20 protein-coding genes are annotated in these 20,808 nt (G+C 36.5%); 6 read left to right on the top strand and 14 right to left on the bottom strand.

The genetic code is table 11. The features are described 5' to 3' along the window. The 3 genes from ACM6F9_RS08670 (at window position 1) to pdeM (ending at window position 4,109) form a co-directional block, all read left to right on the top strand. The gene (locus ACM6F9_RS08670; RefSeq protein ID WP_414845341.1) at window positions 1-2,454 is read left to right on the top strand and encodes a ligase-associated DNA damage response DEXH box helicase; all 2,454 of its coding nucleotides are present in this window, start codon (window positions 1-3) and stop codon (window positions 2,452-2,454) included. Between the two features lie 357 nt (window positions 2,455-2,811). Further along, on the top strand, window positions 2,812-3,414 hold the full coding sequence (locus ACM6F9_RS08665) for a 2,3-bisphosphoglycerate-dependent phosphoglycerate mutase (RefSeq protein ID WP_414845340.1): 603 nt from the start codon (window positions 2,812-2,814) through the stop codon (window positions 3,412-3,414). A gap of 50 nt (window positions 3,415-3,464) precedes the next feature. Further along, window positions 3,465-4,109 (top strand): ligase-associated DNA damage response endonuclease PdeM, encoded by a 645-nt coding sequence (pdeM, locus tag ACM6F9_RS08660; protein ID WP_414845339.1) that lies wholly within the window; start codon window positions 3,465-3,467, stop codon window positions 4,107-4,109. A gap of 3 nt (window positions 4,110-4,112) precedes the next feature. Here the strand turns inward: pdeM and ACM6F9_RS08655 are convergent, their stop codons facing one another. From ACM6F9_RS08655 to ACM6F9_RS08635, 5 genes are all read right to left on the bottom strand, one after another. Continuing rightward, window positions 4,113-4,979: a GLPGLI family protein gene (locus ACM6F9_RS08655; protein WP_414845338.1), complete on the bottom strand. Its 867-nt coding sequence runs from the start codon at window positions 4,977-4,979 to the stop codon at window positions 4,113-4,115. 110 nt (window positions 4,980-5,089) lie between these two features. Beyond that, window positions 5,090-5,242 (bottom strand): bacteriocin-like protein, encoded by a 153-nt coding sequence (locus tag ACM6F9_RS08650; RefSeq protein WP_414845337.1) that lies wholly within the window; start codon window positions 5,240-5,242, stop codon window positions 5,090-5,092. 297 nt (window positions 5,243-5,539) lie between these two features. After that, window positions 5,540-6,757 (bottom strand): MFS transporter, encoded by a 1,218-nt coding sequence (locus ACM6F9_RS08645; protein ID WP_414845336.1) that lies wholly within the window; start codon window positions 6,755-6,757, stop codon window positions 5,540-5,542. Between the two features lie 191 nt (window positions 6,758-6,948). Then, window positions 6,949-7,902: a nitrilase family protein gene (locus tag ACM6F9_RS08640; RefSeq protein ID WP_414845335.1), complete on the bottom strand. Its 954-nt coding sequence runs from the start codon at window positions 7,900-7,902 to the stop codon at window positions 6,949-6,951. A 66-nt stretch (window positions 7,903-7,968) separates the two neighbouring features. Then, a complete protein-coding gene (locus ACM6F9_RS08635; RefSeq protein ID WP_414845334.1) occupies window positions 7,969-8,766 on the bottom strand; it encodes an AraC family transcriptional regulator in 798 nt (265 codons plus the stop codon). 120 nt (window positions 8,767-8,886) lie between these two features. Here ACM6F9_RS08635 and ACM6F9_RS08630 point away from each other — a divergent pair, with 120 nt between their 5' ends. Beyond that, window positions 8,887-9,393, top strand: coding sequence for a pyridoxamine 5'-phosphate oxidase family protein (locus ACM6F9_RS08630; RefSeq protein ID WP_414845333.1), 507 nt, complete (start codon window positions 8,887-8,889; stop codon window positions 9,391-9,393). An 82-nt stretch (window positions 9,394-9,475) separates the two neighbouring features. Here the strand turns inward: ACM6F9_RS08630 and ACM6F9_RS08625 are convergent, their stop codons facing one another. The 3 genes from ACM6F9_RS08625 to ACM6F9_RS08615 all read right to left on the bottom strand — a co-directional run bounded on the left by ACM6F9_RS08625 (window position 9,476) and on the right by ACM6F9_RS08615 (window position 11,200). Beyond that, window positions 9,476-9,709 (bottom strand): thioredoxin family protein, encoded by a 234-nt coding sequence (locus tag ACM6F9_RS08625; RefSeq protein WP_414845332.1) that lies wholly within the window; start codon window positions 9,707-9,709, stop codon window positions 9,476-9,478. Between the two features lie 9 nt (window positions 9,710-9,718). Next, window positions 9,719-10,603, bottom strand: a complete 885-nt coding sequence (locus ACM6F9_RS08620) for a dihydrodipicolinate synthase family protein (protein WP_414845331.1) — start codon at window positions 10,601-10,603, stop codon at window positions 9,719-9,721. Between the two features lie 141 nt (window positions 10,604-10,744). After that, entirely contained in the window at window positions 10,745-11,200 is a 456-nt protein-coding gene (locus ACM6F9_RS08615) for a cupin domain-containing protein (protein WP_414845330.1), read from the bottom strand. 101 nt (window positions 11,201-11,301) lie between these two features. On the opposite strand from ACM6F9_RS08615, the gene ACM6F9_RS08610 reads away from it, so the two are divergent. Further along, on the top strand, window positions 11,302-12,732 hold the full coding sequence (locus tag ACM6F9_RS08610; RefSeq protein ID WP_414845329.1) for a PLP-dependent aminotransferase family protein: 1,431 nt from the start codon (window positions 11,302-11,304) through the stop codon (window positions 12,730-12,732). A gap of 130 nt (window positions 12,733-12,862) precedes the next feature. Here ACM6F9_RS08610 and ACM6F9_RS08605 read toward each other — a convergent pair whose 3' ends face one another. After that, window positions 12,863-13,999, bottom strand: coding sequence for an Atu1372/SO_1960 family protein (locus tag ACM6F9_RS08605; protein WP_414845328.1), 1,137 nt, complete (start codon window positions 13,997-13,999; stop codon window positions 12,863-12,865). A gap of 116 nt (window positions 14,000-14,115) precedes the next feature. Between ACM6F9_RS08605 and ACM6F9_RS08600 the strand changes: the two genes are divergently transcribed. Further along, entirely contained in the window at window positions 14,116-14,904 is a 789-nt protein-coding gene (locus ACM6F9_RS08600; protein WP_414845327.1) for an AraC family transcriptional regulator, read from the top strand. Here the strand turns inward: ACM6F9_RS08600 and ACM6F9_RS08595 are convergent. The 5 genes from ACM6F9_RS08595 to ACM6F9_RS08575 all read right to left on the bottom strand — a co-directional run bounded on the left by ACM6F9_RS08595 (window position 14,901) and on the right by ACM6F9_RS08575 (window position 20,751). After that, window positions 14,901-15,557, bottom strand: a complete 657-nt coding sequence (locus tag ACM6F9_RS08595; protein ID WP_414845326.1) for a DUF6766 family protein — start codon at window positions 15,555-15,557, stop codon at window positions 14,901-14,903. The two genes, ACM6F9_RS08600 and ACM6F9_RS08595, sit on opposite strands and share 4 nt — an antisense overlap. A 45-nt stretch (window positions 15,558-15,602) precedes the next feature. Continuing rightward, a complete protein-coding gene (locus ACM6F9_RS08590; RefSeq protein WP_414845325.1) occupies window positions 15,603-17,132 on the bottom strand; it encodes an FAD-dependent oxidoreductase in 1,530 nt (509 codons plus the stop codon). A 55-nt stretch (window positions 17,133-17,187) separates the two neighbouring features. Continuing rightward, window positions 17,188-17,934 carry an SDR family oxidoreductase gene (locus ACM6F9_RS08585; RefSeq protein ID WP_414845324.1) on the bottom strand — a complete coding sequence of 249 codons (747 nt, stop codon included), beginning with the start codon at window positions 17,932-17,934 and terminating at the stop codon, window positions 17,188-17,190. 41 nt (window positions 17,935-17,975) lie between these two features. Then, complete coding sequence (locus ACM6F9_RS08580; protein WP_414845323.1) at window positions 17,976-18,476, bottom strand: CinA family protein; 501 nt, start codon at window positions 18,474-18,476, stop codon at window positions 17,976-17,978. A gap of 136 nt (window positions 18,477-18,612) precedes the next feature. Continuing rightward, complete coding sequence (locus ACM6F9_RS08575) at window positions 18,613-20,751, bottom strand: catalase (RefSeq protein ID WP_414845855.1); 2,139 nt, start codon at window positions 20,749-20,751, stop codon at window positions 18,613-18,615. Window positions 20,752-20,808 lie beyond the last annotated feature (57 nt).

The raw sequence follows: 20,808 nt of genomic DNA, 5'->3' as shown, positions 1-20,808 counted from the left end.
TTGGCAGCTTTTGAACATACCGATGGATTAAAGATCATTCAACAATGGATGACCGATAAAGGTATTGCGCCTTTCAAATTTCAGCTGGAAACCTGGAAAAAATTTGGAAACGGATACAGCGGAATGGTTGTAGCTCCTACTGGCTTTGGAAAAACTTTTTCTGTTTTCTTAGCCTTAATTACAGATTTCCTGAATCATCCTGAACAATACAAAAAAGGGCTGAAAATGATTTGGATAACACCTCTCCGATCCCTGTCTAAAGATATTGCAAAAGCCATGCAGGAAGCCATTGATGAAATAGGACTCGACTGGGCTGTAGGTGTTAGAAACGGAGATACCGATCCTAAAGTAAGACAGCAGCAGGTAAAAAAGATGCCTGAAATTCTTGTTGTAACTCCCGAAAGTCTTCATTTGCTTCTGGCTCAGAAAAATAATGAAATGTTTTTCAGGGATATGAAATGTGTAGCAGTGGATGAATGGCATGAATTATTGGGTTCAAAGCGTGGTGTCATGGTAGAACTTGGGATCTCACAGCTTAGAAAATATGTTCCGAAGATTAAGATCTGGGGAATCACAGCTACCATCGGAAATCTGGATGAGGCCATGGAAGTGCTCATTCCGTATGATATTAAAAAGACAAAAATTACAGCCAAAGAACATAAAAAAATAGATATTTTGCCGGTATTTCCGGACGAAATAGAGATATTGCCATGGGCAGGACATCTTGGAAACAAACTTGCAGATAAAGTGGTTCCTATTATTCTGGAATCAAAATCTACCATTGTATTCACGAATACCAGAAGCCAGAGCGAAATGTGGTATCAGCTTTTACTGGATGCCTATCCTGATTTTGCAGGTCAGATAGCCATCCATCACAGTTCTATTGATGCTCATTTAAGAATCTGGATTGAAGAAAATTTAAGTTCCGGAAAATTAAAAGCCGTTGTTTCCACATCTTCTCTCGATCTTGGAATTGATTTTAAACCTGTTGACACCGTTATTCAGATTGGATCAGCCAAAGGAGTTGCACGCTTTCTGCAAAGAGCCGGACGCAGCGGGCACTCCCCTTTTGAAACCTCAAAAATTTACTGCGTTCCAACCCATTCTCTTGAACTGATTGAAGTTTCAGCTTTAAAAGAAGCCGTAAAACAGAAAGTTGTTGAACCCAGAGAACCACAGGTCTTATGCTTTGATGTATTGGTGCAGTTTCTGATGACATTAGCGGTTGGAGACGGCTTTTACCCTGATGAATTGTATGAAAGAATAAAAAAAGTATATGCTTTTCAGGAAATGCTGGATGAAGAATGGAAAAGTATTCTGGAATTTCTTACCATTGGCGGCAGTGTTTTAAAAAGCTATGAAGAGTTTCATAAAATCGTCATTATGGAAGATGGCCTTTATAAAGTAACTTCAAGGAAAATAGCCATGCTTCACCGGATGAATATGGGCGTGATTGTAAGTGATGCGATGCTGAAAGTGAAATTTATTTCCGGAGGTTATATCGGAATGATTGAGGAATATTTTATTTCAAAACTTAAAAAAGAGGAAAAATTTATTCTTGCCGGCCGTACATTGGAAGTAGCTATAATCAAAGATATGACGGTGTATGTAAGAGCAGCGAAAGGAAGAGCTTTAGTTCCGAGTTATCTTGGGGGAAGGCTTCCTCTGAGTTCCAATCTGGGGCATTTTCTGAGAGAAAAACTGTCACATGCCTTAAATCCTAAAGCTTCGGAAAAAGAACTTAAATTCCTGCATCCTCTCCTCATCAATCAGGAAAAAAACTCACACATTCCCAAAGAAGATGAATTTCTCGTCGAAATGATCAAAAACCGTGAAGGATATCATTTGTTTATGTATCCTTTTGAAGGACGTCTGGTACACGAAGTGATGGCTGCTCTGATTGCCTATCGGATCTCAAAACTGGCACCTATCTCGTTTTCTATGGCGATGAATGATTATGGATTTGAACTGTTCAGTGATAAAGAAATCCCTTTAAATGAAGACAATTTGCAACAAATTTTAAGCAGAGATAATCTTATGAATGATGTGATTGCAAGTATCAATTCTGCTGAAATGGCAAGGAGGAAATTCAGAGATATTGCTGTGATTTCAGGAATGGTCATTCAGAATTATGCAGGACAACAACGATCCAATAAATCTTTACAAAGCTCTGCCGGACTCATCTTTAAAGTCTTAGAAGATCATGATCCCAATCATTTTTTAATAAAACAGGCGTATACGGAAGTCTTTAATATGCAGCTTCAGGAACAGCGATTGGTAGAAGCTTTTAAAAGGATTGAAAAATCTGAAGTTATCTTGAAATATTCCCGTTCTTTTACCCCGCTCAGCTTCCCGATTAAGGTTGACAGCTTAAGGCAGACTCTTTCAAGCGAAGGATTGGATGCAAGGATTAAAAGAATGCTGAAGCTATCCAATATAAGTGATCTTTTATAATCAATTAATGTGTTTTCTGTAAGAACAGATATGCCGATGAATATTTGTTTATCGCAAAAAATTGATAATAATAACATTTTAAGGCGCAAAGATTTTATCTCCGATAAAATTTAGTCCCGTTAATCTTGCTGAAAATCTAATATTGAGCGGAGTCGAAATGTTCTTGCTCCTTAAATAAAAATAGATAATATAAAATTTGCGCGTTTGCAAGATTCTAAAATTTATAAAATCAAATAAAAAACCTATCGTTTTAATCTTATTCTTAGCCTAATATTCTAAGTTAATTTTCTTGATAAATTTAAATAATCACCGTAACTTAGAGTATACCTTTTTAGAAGTTGAAATAAAATTTAAATAATGAAAAAATTGTTCTTAGTCCGTCACGGACAGTCACTCTGGAATCTTGAAAATAGATTTACAGGGTGGAAAGATATCGATATAACTGAAGCCGGTATTGAAGAAGCAAAAAAGGCAGGTCTCGCTTTAAAAGGAGAAAGAATAGATATAGCATTCACTTCTGCACTGATCAGAGCACAGCATACCCTTTCTATCATCCTGAATGAAATTGGAAATCCCAACATCCCGGTCATCAAAGATAAAGCATTAAACGAACGTTCTTACGGAAATCTGGAAGGACTCAACAAAGCAGAAACCGCCCTGAAATATGGTGATGAGCAGGTTCATACCTGGCGCAGATCATTTGATGTGGTTCCACCGGGTGGAGAAAGTCTTAAAGACACTTACAACAGAGTGATTCCTTATTTTGAAAGCCAGATAAGACCTTTATTAAAACAAGGCGAAAATGTATTAATTGTTGCTCACGGAAACAGTCTTCGTGCACTCATTATGTATCTGGAACATCTTTCTCCGGAAGAAATTCTAGAAAGAGAGATTGCAACAGGCTTTCCTCTGACCTATGTTTTTGATGAAAAATTTCGTGTAAGCCGGAAGGTTGGCTAATTAGATTTATATAGTTTAACTTTAAACATTCAATTTTCAATCCATCAAGTGTGTTTATAGCAACCAAAAATATTTCCATCCATAACGAAACTTTCACTCTGACCAATCAGCGGGCAGCATTCTGGCAAAAAGAAAAAGCATTGATCCTTTCTGATCTGCACATCGGGAAAACTGCTCATTTTCGTAAAAATGGGATTGCACTTACCAATCATATTATGAAAAGTGATCTGGAAAGATTATCAGTGCTGATTGAATATTTTCAGCCTGAAAAATTCATTGTTGTTGGAGATTTACTTCATGCCGGAGATAATTCTGATGTGGATGAATTCTGCACATGGAAAAACCAATATCCTGATGTTCAGTTTTATCTTATTGAAGGAAACCATGACCGTATTTCAGAAGCTCTGGAGAAAAAATTATGCTTTAATCACAAAGTTGAATGGCTTGAAAAGAACGGCATTATATTTATTCATGATTTTGATGCAACAAAAGCCGGGTTTCAGATTACCGGACATATTCATCCGGGAATTGTGCTAAATTCTGCTGTGAAAAATATCAGGCTTCCCTGTTTTGCTCTAAGCAGCAATCAATTATTATTACCTGCTTTCAGTAAATTCACAGGACTGGACACGAAAAATCTCCCTAAGAATAGTACATTTTTTGTGTTTACAGATGCTGAAATTTATGAAATTTGATAACTAGGGTGTTAACTCCAATGGGTTTTCATATTTCTTGCTTTCTTCTTTTTCTTTTTCCCGTTGTTTGAGTATTTCCTGCCCTTTCAAGATGGTTGTTCCATAGCTTGCAAGAATTGCGGCTTCATTAACTTGGGCATTTTTTAACGCTTGTTTAAGTTTCAGTTGCGTAGTTTCTATGGCTTCAGTATATCTTGTTTTCTTAATATTAATTAATTTTCCTTTCAACTGAGAATCAGATGCAGATTTTACCAATTCAAAATCATAGTCTCCTTTGTCATCCGTTATTTTAACAATTAAGCCAGGTAATCCGCTGAATTTATAAGGACCATAAGGCAAAGGGATTTCAGGAGTATACCATGCAATCCAATTTCTTCCTTTAAAGGTTACTTCTGCTTTTTTACAATGTATAGTATTGATTTCTTTGGTTTCATTGACAAGTTTCCAGTTCTTTATCACAGGTTCCTGATACATGAGTAATGCCATTCCAACAGCATTAAAATACTGAATACTTTCATTGGATTGTATAATGGTAAAGTTAAAATCCGTTTTTGGAATTACAGTTCCCTTTTTCCAACTAAGTGTTGTGCTTCCGTCTGGATTATTTGTTGATATTCCTGATTTTGTCATTACAGAATCTCCTTTCAAGGATATGCTACTTGAAAAAAATGAACGATTATCCCCTATTTGTAATAAAAAAGGTTCTTCATGTCTATTATCTACCCGCGTATCAAATTTAGCTTTTAACAGATAAGTAAATTCACCACGCAAAGTATCTTGTTTGTATGATTGAGCATAGGATAAAATACTATACAATAGAATGAATAATTGAAGTAATTTTTTATGGTTATGCATAGGAAATGTTTTCATTATAAAATTGCACTTATAACGCAGTAATCTACGTTATAAGTGCTTAAGTTGATTAATTTCTATGCTAAATTTGTACTAGCACCACTATGAGTAGCTGGTTTACAATAATTTTATTCAATCTTATCACGCCATTCGTTTGCTTGTTCAGCAGTCCAATCTTGAGTTGTTGTAGCTGTTATACCGCAAGAAGTTTCTGCAATCCAAACTTGACCTGCTTTCACCATTTTAAGTTCATTTCGGGATAATTTTTTTAAATTTTTCATTATTTATGTATTTAAAATTAGATGATAAATATATACAATAATTCAATTGCCAGATGAATTATTATATTATGTTAATCAATTGAAAATCAATACATTTAATTAATACTTGCTAAATAACAAAATATATTTTATATAAGAACACGTGTTGTTTTATAAATTTCAAATAAGTAATATTAAATAGTTTTTTTTTTAGTGAAAACATTAAAAAAATAGATAAAATACATCTCTGAAATCCTGGTTTGTACTTTGTGCTATGAATTATAGCTAAGAAATTAATATAAAAATAGGAGTAAAATCTTAATTTTTCTGGTTTAAACGGATACTGTAAACTGTAATAAAAATGGTAACCAACAGAAATAAAGCACCTATCCATGGTGTACTTTCCAGACCTAAAGAAGAGGTAACAATCATTCCACCTACATAAGATCCGATCGCAATACCAATATTAAAGGCAGCAATATTAATCCCTGAAGCAACATCCTCAGTCCCGGGAAGCTCTTTTTCTGCAATCTGTACGACCAATAACTGAAGTCCCGGAACAGAAGCAAATGACAAAGCGCCTAAAAGGAAAAGCGTAATGATGCTTAAAACCGGACTGCTTACTGTGAAATAAAATGCTAGCAATACCAATCCCTGCGCTGCAAACATCCATAGAAGGGCTTTCAAAGGATTTTTATTGGCTACCTTTCCACCAATCAGGTTTCCTAAAGCAATGGCAACTCCATAAATCAAAAGAATAAAAGTGACTGTTGATTCCTGAAATCCCGTAATCTTCTGTAAAATAGGTGACAGATACGTAAATACTACAAATGTACCACCATATCCCATCGCAGTCATTAAAAAGGCAAAAATCAAACGTCTGTTTCCCAATACTTTAAACTGGCTTTTTATGGAAGCTGTTTTTCCATTTTTCAGATTGTTTGGAACTAATAATAAACTGGCAATTAGCCCAATAATTCCAAGGATTGAAACGCCTATAAAAGTTGCTCTCCATCCGAAATGCTGCCCAATAAATGTTCCCAGAGGAACTCCTGTTACAATCGCCAGTGTAAGTCCGGCAAACATAATAGAAATGGCAGTTGCTCTTTTCTCTTCAGGAACCAGCGAAGCTGCAATAGTAGAACCAATGGAAAAATAAACCCCGTGGGCAAATCCTGTAAGTATTCTGGCCAGAACTAAAGTGATAAAACCTGGCGCTATAGATGCCAGCCCGTTCCCAATAACAAATAAAAGCATGATGGATACCAATAATATTTTGCGCGGAATTTTACCTGTTAATGCCGTTAATATTGGTGCTCCAATAGCTACTCCTATTGCATAAAGACTTACCAGCAGCCCTGCGGAAGGAATCGTAATTTCAAGATCAGAAGCAACCGTGGGGAGTAGTCCTACAATTACAAATTCTGTAGTTCCTATTCCAAAGGCACTTATCGTTAGTGCCCAAAGTGCTGCAGGAAGCCCTTTTTTAGCTGTCTGTGTTGAAGTATTGATCTGTATTTCTTTTTGAAAGTTCATTGTCTTGTAATTTGTTGATATTGACAAGGCAAATTTCCGACGAATATTTATATTATAAAAATTATTTAAATTGTATCAAAGTATCAGAATAATGATAGTAATATTTTTAATTAATTTTTGATCTTTAAAAAACTATTCATGCGTACAATATAAATTTCTTCTCAATACTACCTACAGAAGAGAGTCAATTTTTAATGACCTTCATCATTAAGCCAAACCACTTTTTGTTCAGATGAATGCTCTTGCCCAATAATATCTCTGTATAATTCCGCTCTTCTGGCTTTGATGTAGCGATATCCTCCAGCCTCAGTAAGTTTTTCAGGAGTAATGACAGCCGATTCAAAACTGTCTTCCCAAGAACGGCATTCTGCAATCACATCTCCAAAAGGATCAATAATCATAGAACATCCATTTTTCAACTGATCGTCATCCATACCCACAGGATTTGAAAAAACAATATAAACTCCATTATCATAAGCTCTGGATGGCAGCCATTTCATCAGCCAGTCTCTGCCTTTCATTCCCTCAAATTCCAGACGTAAAGATGTCGGATCTGCTACTCTATTTTCCCAAAGCTGAGGATCCACAAAACCTGCACCCGGTCTTGTAGAAGGAGTACACATCGTAACATGAGGCATAAAAATAATTTCAGCACCCAAAAGTCTTGTGGCTCTCACATTTTCAATGATATTGTTATCATAACAGATAAGTATTCCACATTTCCAGCCCATAATATCAAATACACAGTACTCATTGCCCGGGGTAAGATTTGGATTGATGAAAGGATGTAATTTTCTGTATTTCGCCTTCAGACCGGTTTTATCAACACATACATAAGCTTTGAAGAGGTTATCTTGTTCATCTTTTTCAAACAAACCAGCTAAGATGGTGATATTATGTTTCGTGGCAATCTGTTGCAATTTTTGAATGCTTTCACCTTCCGGAATACGTTCAGCAATATCAAGGAGATGTTCTCTTGAAAGTTTTCGGGCAAAAGTATAGCCTGTAATGGAACATTCATGAAAAGCAATCACATGGGATCCTTTGGATGCTGCCTCACCAGCCAGTTTTTCTATGACAGATAAATTATAAGCCTTATCTCCGCTTCTGTTTTCAAATTGTGCGGTTGAAATTTTAATATTCATTGATTTTTTTAAGCAAAACTAGGTTGTATTGCTTGCTAAAAATTGTATAAAACCGACATACTTGTTTTACAGCTCAATGAAATTAACAGCCATTTTATTTTCTGTATTCAGGTACTGTTTGGGAGTAAGTCCGATATTATTTTTAAATTCTCTGATCAGATGAGACTGGTCAGAATATCCGGCTTCATAGGAAAGCGAGGTCATACTTTTATAATCTACATCTTTATTCATAAGATTTAAAAAATAATGAAGGCGGATGATGTTTCCATATTTTTTGGGAGACATTCCCATATGGTATTCAAACTTTCGCTCTAAATGACGCTCTGAATACCCTGTAAAATGTTGCAAATCTTTGGAAGATACAGAACCTTTACTTTGAAGCAGATATTGTTGGGTAGCTGCTATTAAATCGTGATCTGCACTCATTCTTTCTGATAAAAAATGGGTGAAAAAGATATTGAGATCACTGATTATGGTCAAAGGATTCACTTTATTAAATAATTTCTCTTGAAATATTTCCAGTTTGTTTTTCAATACATCTTCCACCGAAACAATCTGATTCCGAATATCTTTAGCTGAAGTTTTTAAAAGAATATTCAGAAAATAAGGTTGAAATACAACCGCAATAAGGGAAAATTTACCTATTGAAGAGAAATCTTTATATCCGTTCAAAGTACCATAGAAAAAGGAAAGCGGCATACGATCTTTTGAAATACCGGAATACAGATTCATATCTCCTGATAAAATAAGTCCGGAACTCCCATCAGTAAAGAGCCTTAAACTTCTAATATCTTCTCCGGCATTTTCCAAAAAAATATAATGCCTGATATAAGGAGCTAAATGTTTAGGAGGCGAAATCTGCATCCATCAAATGTACACAAAAAGATCTATTAATGTAAGAAATAAGGTTAAGGTACCACACTTTATCGTGCTTTGGTCAGGTATTTGAATATTTTAGAATACCAATCATTAAAATATTATATCATGTCAACACAAAATCTTACCCACCTGGAAGCGATCAAAAAGATCAAAGAACTGTCAGAAAAAGCACGAATATGTATGTTCTGTACAGAATTGGAAACAACTCCTATTAATTCAAGACCAATGACATTGCAGGAAACTGACGATAGCGGAAACCTCTGGTTTATCAGCAGTGGAACGAGCAATAAGAATTTTGAAATAAAAGAAGACCGAAGAGTGCAGCTTTTTTTTATGAATAATAGTGATTCTCAATATCTTTCGGTATATGGAGAAGCCTCTGTTTATAAGGACAAAGCCACTATCGAAGACAAATGGTCTCCTTTGGCCAAAGCCTGGTTTGACGGAAAAGACGACCCTAATGTTACCATTATTCGAGTAGAACCCAAAGAAACCTATTATTGGGATACTAAGGCTGGAAAACTGGTAAGTCTATTCAGCTTCGTTGCTTCGGCAATCACCGGACATAAAACCAATAATTCTGACGGTGTAGAAGGAAATGCAACCATTTAGAAAGCTCTGAATAAGCAATAAATTATCTAACAAGAAAAAACGGCTCAATTTTTTGAGCCGTTTATACAAGATTAATGATGCTCTAACCTTTCACATCTTCCATAGATGCTCCAAAATTAATATGAAGCACATTTCCGTTAGGAGTTACTAAAGCAGGCACAGATTTTACACCTGCCTTTTCAGCGTCTTCAATTCTGTTTCTGTCATTACCCAAATGGATAATTTCAACATTTTCTAAACCTATAAGGCTAACGATATCATGTTCTGCGCTAATGCATACAGGGCATCCTGCATGATAAAAAATGGACTTTTTCATACGATTGTACTAATTAATAAGGGTTTTAATAATATTTTTTAATTCTTCTGTTTCTTTTTCATGTAAAGGTTTTAAAGGGCTTCTCAAATTTCCGCCATCTTCACCCAGAATATTCAGACCGGATTTCACGGCTCTTGGTAATCCTTTGTTCACAATAAATTTTAAAAGATCAAACTGCTGGTAGAAGATCGTTTTTGCTTTTTCAAGATCCCCTTCTTCTACTGCATTGTAAAGACTGATATTCAATTCAGGAATAAGGTTGGGTGCTGCAGTACACCATCCTCTTGCTCCCGCAGAAAATGCAGCGAGTGCCAAAGGGTTTGAACCATTATAGAAAGCGACTTCCTCTCCCAGTTCTCTTCTCAGATAATGCATTCTCTGAATATCTCCTGTACTTTCTTTGATCATCGTTACATTAGGAATTTCAAGAAGCCTCTTCAGCAAAGCCGGAGACATGTCTACTCCACTTGTTGCCGGATTATTGTACGCCATAATCGGAATGGAAATTTTATTTGCTACGGCATCGTAATGCGCTACAATTTCATCATCCGTAAGCTTCCAGTAGCTCATGGGAATAATCATAACGGCATCAGCTCCTGCTTTCTCCGCAAACTGAGCATGGTGAATCGTTTTCTCTGTTGTCAGGTTGGAAACTCCTACAAGTGTCGGAATTCTTCCTTTCACCTGCTGTAAAGTAGCTTCTGTAACCTCTTCTTTTTCTTCATCAGACAGATAAGGCATTACCCCTGTACTTCCCAATGGAGCAATACCATGGCTTCCGGAGATAATCAGCCTTTCTACCAAATGTTTGAAAAGAGGAATATCTACTTTCTCATTGTTATCAAAAGGTGTTATGGGATAGGCTATAATCCCTTTAAATGGTACATTTTTCATATGTTGCTGGTTTAAAAGTTTAAGATTATTTTTAAACCATTAAGAGAGAATAAGTTCTTAAGATATTAAGTTAAGCCTCGTTTAAAAAAATCATATCCGATATCAATACAACGACTCTCTTAACGGTTTAAAATACTGATATTAAAGGTCTCTGCCTTCTTCTTCTCTCAAGGCAACTCCCAGATTCTGCAGTTGAGGAGCATTTTCGCAGGCAATATATTTAGCAGGTTCCGTATCACTTAGATTCTGATGTTTGTGCCAAGCCCAGGAAGGAATATATACGGCATCACCTGCTTCCCAGTGTACTCTTTCATCTTCTACTTCTGTCCAGCCTTTTCCTTCAATGACAAATAATACAGTCTCATACGTATGGCGGTGTCTGTTGGTTTGCTGTCCGGGAGTTAATCCTCCAATCGTCATGCTCACATTCTTACTCGGAAGATCTACAAAGAAAACCGGGTGCTTTCTTTCTGTAGAAAACTGATTGTGCTCTCCAGCATTCTCTACATTTTTATGAATCAAATGACTCGGTTTTACATACTTTGGTCTTGCAAAAGTTTCTTGGAAGTCTTTAGAACTGAATTGTTTCTTATCCATGATTTTAAAATTATTATGGTTTTGTGCTTTATTGCATGACAAAATTATTCTATATTTGGACTGTTTAAATGATTCAGTTTTCACATAAATAGATAGTCCAGATGTTACGACCTTGGAAATTGGAATTAGAAATTGATAAAAAGCTTGATAAAGCAGTTTATCTACAGATTGCGGATACTATTATTACAGATATTCGCTCAGGAAGGTTAAAAACCGGAGATGCACTTCCCGGAAGCAGAAATCTTGCACAGACTTTGAAAATCAACAGGAATACCGTTGTAGAAGCATATCAGGTGCTTATCAATGAAGAATGGGTTATTTCCAGAGAAAGGAAAGGTATTTTTGTCTCTGAAAGGCTTCCTGTTTTGCATGAAAAAAATGCAGATGCACTCCATGATTCTCATCATCAGCAGGTAATGCCTAAGGGAATTTTAATCAATTTCGATGATGGTCATCCTGACAGTAAAATTGCTCCTGTAACAGAGCTGGCAAGAGCCTACAGACAAATTTTCAGCATCAAAGCAAAATGGCAGATGATGGGTTACGGAGATGAGCATGGTGATATAGAATTCAGGAAAATGATTTCTCAAATGCTTAACCATCAGCGTGGAATGCATATTCATGAAACTGAAATTTCTATTACCCGAGGCAGCCAGATGGGGATGTTTCTGACAGCTCAGAGCCTTTTAAGTTCCGGAGACCGTATTATTGTTGAAGATCCCGGATATCAGCCTGCCTGGCAAGCTTTTCAATACGCAGGAGCACAACTTTTGCCCGTGCCTTTAGATCAGGAAGGAATCAATATTGAAGCTGTTGAAAAACTTTTAAAACAACATCAGAATATAAAAGCGATATACATTACTCCCCACAGGCAATACCCTACTACAGTTACATTGAGTTTGTCAAGAAGATTAAGACTGATTGAACTGGCAAACCAGTATAATATGACCATTATTGAAGATGATTATGATAATGAGTTTCATTTCGGATATCGTCCTATTCTTCCGGTTTCAAGCTTTCCTGAACTTCACAATTATGTATATATCGGAACATTGAGTAAGGTGGTAGCACCTGCTTTGAGGATTGGTTATCTGGCTACTAAAAACCAGGAGTTGTTGAAAAGAATTGGTGATCTGAGAAAGATTATTGATGTACATGGAGATGTCATCATGGAGCAGGCAGTTCTTCAGCTGATTAAAGAAGGTGCGGTAAAAAAACACATCAGAAAAGCAACCGTTCATTATAAAAACAAAAGAGATTTCGTTTTTGAACTGTTGAAAAAGCATATGAAAGACATTGCAGATTTTACACTGCCTGAAGGTGGTCTTGCTTTTTGGATTGTTCCTAAAATACAATTGGATTGGGATGTGGTAACAGCTTTGTTATTAGAAAAAAATATTAAAATTATTCACCCTAAACAATACAGCCAAAATCAGGTGAATGGATTCAGATTAAGCTATGGAGCCCTTTCTGATGAACAGCTGCAACAGAGCATTCCCTTGATTGCTGAGATTTTTTCTAAATTTTTCTAATCCTTTTATACGATAAATGTCTCAAATTTATACAGGTATTGAATGCAAACCAGATAATAGTTTAGTATCTATGGTTTTCCCATCCGTATAAATCTGAGACATCTATGTTTTAATCAAAAAAATATGAAGCTTATTCTACTTCAAAAACAGCCTGAATTTCTACTGAAGATCCCACAGGAATAGAAGAAGCTCCCAAAGTAGCTCTGGCATGTTTTCCTTTTTCTCCGAAGACTTCAACCGCAAGGTCAGAAGCCACGTTCATCAGATCTGCATGTTTTGTATAATCATCTTTAGTATTGAAAATTCCCGTAAGCTGAACACATTGTTTTACTTTGCTTAAATCTCCTCCTACAGCCTCATTCAAAACAGAAATTACATTCAGCATGGTTACTTTTGTGGCGTCTTTTACCTGCTGTTCATTCACATCAACACCCAATTTTCCTGGATTAAAAATTTTCCCGTCTTTCAAGGCAACCTGATTGATAAAAACCAGATTTCCGGAACGAACAAAAGGCTGATAATTCCCAGCAGGTTTCGGTACCTGAGGAAGCATAATATTTTTTTGCTTTAATATTTCATTAAAATTCTGGTGGTTTTCAGCAACAACTGCCGTTTTTTTCGGTCGTGTATCTTTTAATGCCAAAGCTATTTTTGCAAAATTTCTACCTTGAAGCTCAGCAATACCTCGTTCTCCTTTGGTAGGTCTTTCAACATCTTTTAGAGAAGCCATACTGGTAACTCCTAGAACAGTATTTCCCTGTGGAATAGCTTTGTTCAGTTCTTCTGTTCCACGGATCCCATTAGAGACCATTACCATTCCGTGAACAGCAAGACTGTTCCAGAAGGCCTGAAGAGCAAGCTCCTTTCCTGCTCCGCTTCCTGCAGACATAAAAACGGTGGCCGGAACTCCTTCCAAAGCATGATTGGTCCATAGCGGCACTGTTTTGGATAAAAATTCGCTCATTCCCGTACTGATATTCCCGAAATAAACAGGAGAACCAAAAGCAATCCCATCATAAGCTGTTAGCTCATCAACTGTTGCCACCGGAAGGTTTTTCAGAGCAGGGCTTTGTGATGCTTTAACTAATTTTATGGTGGAAACTGCATTGTTTTCACTTTCAATTCCTTTGGCGATTTCCTTGGCCAGTTCGTAAGTTCCTCCATTATCTGAATGGATAAGAACCAATATTTTAGCTTTATTTTGTGCCATGATGTTGGTAGTATTAGATAATAAAATTAAGACAAAAAAAAGACATAGTTTTTTCATTCTGAATAAGATATAGATTATAATTTATACTAATAATGTCATTATTACATTGATTATACAAAATTACTAATGGTGTTTTTATTAAATTTGCCAAAATATATATACAAAACGACAGCATGAAATGTGGACTGATTGAAAAAACGGAAAGTCAGTTTGTAGATTCCATCGAAAAGGAAGCTTACGTATGGTGTGAAAAAAACTGGAAACATGATGATTATGAACACAGACATAACCGCGCTCAGCTTACCTTTGTGGAAGAAGGTTACCAGTATTTCCATATCGACAGGAAGATTTATCTTGTTCCACAGCATCATGTGATCTGGATTCCTTCGGAAAAAGCCCACAGAATAACTTCAGAATCACAAACGGTGAATTTAATGGTATTTCTTTTTAAATCTGTTTTTGAAGACGAATTCTATCAGAACGTTCAGGTATTTGCCGTTCCGCCTGTATTAAAGGAAATGCTCTTGTATGCTTCAAAATGGAACCAGTCTCTGGACGAAAATGAAGAACAGGATATCTTCTTTAAAGCCATTTTAAAAAGTCTTCCCAACTTCTGCAAAGAAAGCAGCGGTCTTGAAATTCCGGTACCTGCAGATACCAGGCTCATTCCTGTGTGCAATGATATCAATTCCAATTTTAAATATAATCTGGATATTGACTCTTTAGCTGAAAAAGCACAAATGTCTGTGAGAAGCCTTCAGAGAATTTTTAAAAATGAAACAGGAATTACCCTGCAAAAATACCTTCAGCTGACCAGAATTTTAAAAAGCATTGAACTGATCGATACTAAACAATATACTCTGAGTGAAATAGCCTATAAAGTAGGCTATCAAAGTCTTCCAGCTTTCACATCATCTTATTTTGCCATTATGCAGACCAAGCCGAAAGTGAATAAAAATTAAGGTGTTTCATCATGAGGCATATCTACAGGTTTTGATTCCGGGGAGCCTTTTTCGCGAAGCCAAATGGATAAAAGAACAAGGGAAGCTACCGCTAAGAATTCACTCTGCCAGTTCTGAAAGGATTCAAACCAGAATCTAGATTCTGAAATATATTGTAAAGCGGTTACAGCTGGTTTATTTTTCATTATCTGTTCATCATTAAAATCTGTAAGACTGCCATAGAAATGCAACACAAAACTTACCAGAAATAGAATTGCAAAAGCAAGAGATAAAGAATGTTTATAAAGTTTCAGCCAAATTCCGCCTTTTTTAACAGGCCATGGCGCTTTGGAATGAGCTTTCGGTTCCCTGTCTACATCTTCTTTCTCTGTCATAGATTTTGATTCACTGGATCCTTTTTGTCTGAGAAAAATCGTTAATACAACATAGATCATCATCTGAAGGAACTCGCTTTCCCAGTTTTCAAAAGTAGCCTGTATGAAATGTCCGCTATGAATATATTCACTGATTTTTAAAGCAGAGCGGCCATTATCAATCAATTCTCTGTTTTCAGTTTTCCAGCCCATAAAAAACTGCCCTGCAAGAAAAATAATCATCAGAGTAAACAGAACAATGCTTAAGCTGTTGCGATACAGGAAACTGGGGCGTGACATATTTCGGAGTTTATTGTTTAAAAGTTCAAGATTCAAAGTTTAGGATTATGAATCACGTTTTTGATAAGGAAATACTTTCTGCAGATTTTTTGTGGTGGGTCCGGTAAGAATTTTTCCGTTAACATTAAATCTTGATCCATGGCATGGGCAGTCCCAGCTCAGTTCGGCACTATTCCACCGGACTTCACATGAGGCATGCGGACAGGTGCTTCTGAGAAGATGCAAAGTACCGTCATTTTCTTTGTACAGGGCATATGATTCGGATTCATACTTAATCACTTTTGCTTCTCCTTCTCCAATTTCTGAGAAGGATTCAATTTTCTCAGTTAAAATTTTATCCTTTATAAAATCAAATGCTACGGTTGCAGTTTCTTTCACAAAATCTGAAAATCCGGCAATAGGTTTGATCCTGGAAGGATTGAAGAGGTCTCTATATTTACTTTTTCCGGTAATAATGAGGTCATGGAGTATCTGTGAAGAAAGTGTCCCGAATATCATTCCGTTTCCTCTGAAACCTGTGGCTGTAAAAATTCTTTCCTTACTTCCGGGAAGTTTTCCAATGTACGGAAGCCCATCCACAGGTTCATAATATTGGCTGGACCAGCTGTAGAATACGGTTTCCACATCAAAGTATTTTCTTACATAGCTTTCAAGAATTGAAAAACATTCTCCGGTATCGTCTGCATGTCCTGTTTTGTGATCTTCACCACCTGCAATCAAAAGATTTTCACCATCAATATTCTGAATGCGGTAATAATGATAAGGTTCACAAAGATCATAACCTAGTTCCCATGGATACTTATCATTTTTTAAGGTAAGTGCCATAGCATAGCTTCTGTAAGGCGCATTTGTAAAGTGCAGAAGATTTACTCCGGGTGGAATATGAGTTGCGTAAACAAGATTTCGCGCTTTTATTTCTCCTTTTGAAGTTTTTAAAATAACATAGTCTTCCTTCTCATCATGACTTTTACAAAGACAATTTTCCTGAATGGAACCTCCAAGCCTGATAAAGGCTTCACAAAGTCCCTTAATGTATTTAATAGGATGAAAATGCCCTTGTCCGGGAATAAGTACTGCTTCTTTGAAAGGAATCGGAAATGGGATTTCGTTCACATAGCTCATTGTATGTCCAACGTTTTCAGCCCCCTGAACAATACTTTTCAATTGCTCCTCCTGTTTTTCATCCAAAGCAAAAAGGTAAGCCGATTTTCTTGTAAAATCACAGCTGATCTTGTATTTATCAATATTATCTTCAATAATTTTGATAGCATCACTTCCGGACTCTGCGTAAAGCTTAGCATTATCTAAACCAAAATCGCGGATAGCCTGCGTAAAGGTAGTATCAAAGAAATCATTTAAATGAGCTGTTGTACCTCCCGTTGTCCCAAATCCAATGTTCGCAGATTCCAGAATAATACATTTCTTTCCGGATTCCTGAAGCTTAAGTGCTGTTGAAACTCCGGTAATTCCGCCTCCAACTATGGCAACATCAAATAATGAATTGAGATCCGTTTCTGTAGAAAATTTTCTGATCTCTTCCTGCCATATACTTTTTCTTGCACCGTCTCTATACATAACCAAGCATTTTATTGTTAAACTTATTGAATACTCAAGGTATCACCGCTTTATTTTATCCATTTACAATCAGTCCTCCATTGGGATGAAGTACCTGTCCCGTCATCTGTGAAGAATCAGTACCTGCCAGAAACAAAAAACTGAAAGCAATTTCTTCCGGTGTAGCATTTCTCTCCAGAGGAGGTTTTTTAGGGTTTTCTTCTTTTTCATCAAATGTTTCTTCGGTAAGAGGTGTTGCAACAGGTCCTGGTGCCACTGCATTGACACGGATTCTTTTGGCCTTTGCCTGAAGTGCCAATGAACGGGTGAAAGAAACAATAGCCCCCTTGGTTGCTGAATAATCCAGCAGTTCAGCATGTCCCTGGTACGCAGAAACAGATGTTGTATTAATGACGGAGCCTCCTTCTTTAAGATAAGGAAATACAACTTTCGTTAATAAAATCATTCCTACAATATTAGAATCAAAGGTTTGTCTGATATTTTTTTCTTCAAGCTGCTCAATACTTTCTGCCGGAAACTGAACACCGGCGTTATTGACAAGAATATCAATTTTTCCAAGCTCTGAAATAACGTCCTTCACTGTTTTTTCACAGAATTCATAATCATTGATATCTCCTTGAAAGATGATGCATTTTCTATTCAAATTTTCAATTTCTGTTTTTGTTTTTTCAGCATCATTATGGCTTGAATGGTAAATAATAGCAATATCTGCTCCCTCTAAAGCAAAAAGAAGAGCCACTGCCTTACCAATTCCACTGTCGGCACCGGTAATCAGAACAGATTTATTTTCTAATTTTCCCATTTCAAATGTTTATTTCTTAATACTTTCTGCTAAAGAAGTTCTTATTTTAAGATTAAAAGCCTGTTGAGCTCACTTTTAAAACATCCTAAAATGAATTCCGTATAATACAGCTGAGCATTCAAAGCCTGAGTTTTTGGATGCAGTTCCAGTTTTTTAGTCAGAATAATCTCACCTTTATAAGAGAATGAGAAATAAGCGAAAATTTTATATCCTGAATTCCGAATGGGTGTACAATAGCCAGTTGTAGCAATAGACCAATCAGATTCAAAAAGTCTGGCAACGTTCATTGCCATTGTTTCTGCAATATTTTCGGAAACGCAGTCACATTCTTCGGCTTCATGTCTGTTGACTTTTAAAAGTCTAACTTTTTCGGATAAGGAATAGGTTGTTATTCCTCCTTTATAAAACATTGAAGCATTTGGCATCTGTGAAAAGGCCAGTTGTAAGCATCCCGAGGTCACACTTTCTGCAACAGAAATAGATTCGTCGATGGTCATTAGTGACTGGCTTATATATTCAAGAAGATTTTGTTGAAATTCCATGATATTATATTTTGAATGAGGTTTAAAATTAATTTGAGAAAATGAAAAAGAGAAGTTCAAAAAGCTGCTGAATGTATCAGACAGCAGCTTTCATAACAAAAATATTTAATATGGTGTGAAAGGTCTTGTATTGTGATCAGGCGTTTCTCTCCATTTCAAGATCCCAAACTCTGTGTTTAGCTATAGCATTAATGAATTTATCTGCCGGATTTCCGTCTTCCCATATAACAATTCCCGGATCATCATGCTGTTTTGCCGAGACATTGGAATTATGATAAAGAACCTGTGTATCTGTCCCGAAATAAATGGCTTTACAATGTTTATAAGCTTCGTTGATAAAATGAAGAACAAGATTTTTATTTTCAGCAATCATCAGCTCTTTTACGGAATCTACACCAGAACAGATATAAAGCGCATCGAAGCACACACTTGAAGTATTAGTCAGAGTATGTTTAGGGGTCAGTTCTGCTCCGTCATTGGTTCTTACATGAGCAAGGCTTGGGGCAATCAATTCTACTTTTGCACCTTCTGCTTCAAGGCTTGTTTTAAGATCATTGATAGCTCCACCATCTGCTCCATTGGCTAGAATAAATCCTACTTTCCGGCTTTTAATGGTGTCTTTTACCGTATGTCTCATGCTCAAAGCATCGGAAATTTTTGTTTTAGGTTCTCTTTCTTCGCTCTGCAGTTCTACAATATTGCTGTCTGCAGGTAAGCTCTGATTAGGCCACTCCAGTTTTTTAACTTCAACGCCTACTTTTTCAGCCACTCTCCATGCAAGAAACATATCAATATAACCTAATTGCCCTACCATTCTTTCTCTGATCTCGGGACGAGTTACTTTGGACAATTCAAATATTAAAGCATTCTGCAGGTGTAATTTTTCCGGTGTTGACTGGCTATTGTAAAATAGTTTAGCCTGTGAATAATGATCTACAAAGCTTTTACTTCTTTCTCTAACTTTTTCACCGGAAACTCTTTCCTGCTGGGAAGTAAATCCTCCTTCAGACATCATCGCCTGGAAAGGACATCCGCCCCCAATAGAATTGGGTTCATAATTTGTTTTTCCTTTGACAATCTGTTGTCTCATGTGACCATCTCTCTGATTGTTGTGAACAGTATTGATGGATCTGTTGATTGGTATTTCATGGAAATTGGGTGATCCCAGCCTTGAAAGTTGCGTATCTGTATATGAAAATAATCTTCCCTGCAGCAATGGATCATTGGTGAAATCAATTCCAGGAATAATGTGTCCCGGGTGAAAAGCAATCTGTTCGGTTTCTGCAAAAAAATTATCTGGATTTCTGTTCAGGGTTAATGTTCCTACGATTTCTACAGGAACTTCTTCTTCGGGCACCAGTTTAGTGGGGTCAAGAAGATCAAAATCAAATTTGTGTTCATCTTCTTCCGGAATCAGCTGTACACCGAAATCCCATTCCGGATAATCCCCATTTTCAATAGCTTCCCAGAGATCTCTTTTATGAAAATCAGAATCTATTCCTGAAAGAATCTGGGCTTCATTCCAAGCTACAGAATGTACTCCTAATTTTGGTTTAAAATGGAATTTCACAAAATGCACTTTTCCTTCTTCATTGATGAATTTAAAAGAATGTACTCCAAAGCCTTCCATCATTCTGAGACTTCTCGGAATTGCTCTGTCACTCATTACCCACATGATCATGTGCATACTTTCAGGCATTAGCGAAATAAAGTCCCAGAATGTATCATGAGCGGAAGCCGCCTGCGGAATTTCATTATCGGGCTCCGGTTTTACGGCATGTATAAGATCCGGAAATTTAATAGCATCCTGAATAAAAAACACGGGCATATTATTGGCTACCAGATCGTAATTCCCTTCTTCAGTATAAAATTTTATAGCAAACCCTCTTACGTCTCTCGCCAGATCCGTACTGCCTTTACTTCCTGCAACAGTGGAAAACCTTACAAAAACCGGAGTTTCCTTTCCCAGCTCAGTTAAAAATTTTGCTTTGGTATATCCTGCAAGACTTTTATTAAGCTTAAAAACTCCATGAGCACCAGAGCCCCTTGCATGAACTACTCTTTCAGGAATTCTTTCATGATCAAAATGGGTGATTTTTTCTCTCAGGATAAAATCTTCCAGTAATGAAGGCCCACGCTTTCCTGCTTTTAAAGAATCCTGATTGTTATTGATCTTTAAGCCTTGGTTAGTGGTAAGCTTTTCATTTTCATTGGATGTACTGTGTAAGTCCAGCTGTTCTGCTTTCTTATTGTGTTCGTTGGTGTTCATATTCATAATCTTTTTGTGGTTGGTGTATTTTAATTTTAAAAGCATTGAAATGATGGAATTGCA

The sequence above is a fragment of the Chryseobacterium sp. IT-36CA2 genome (assembly GCF_949767875.1).
Taxonomy (GTDB): Bacteria; Bacteroidota; Bacteroidia; order Flavobacteriales; family Weeksellaceae; genus Chryseobacterium.
This window is presented reverse-complemented; position numbering and strand designations above follow the sequence as displayed.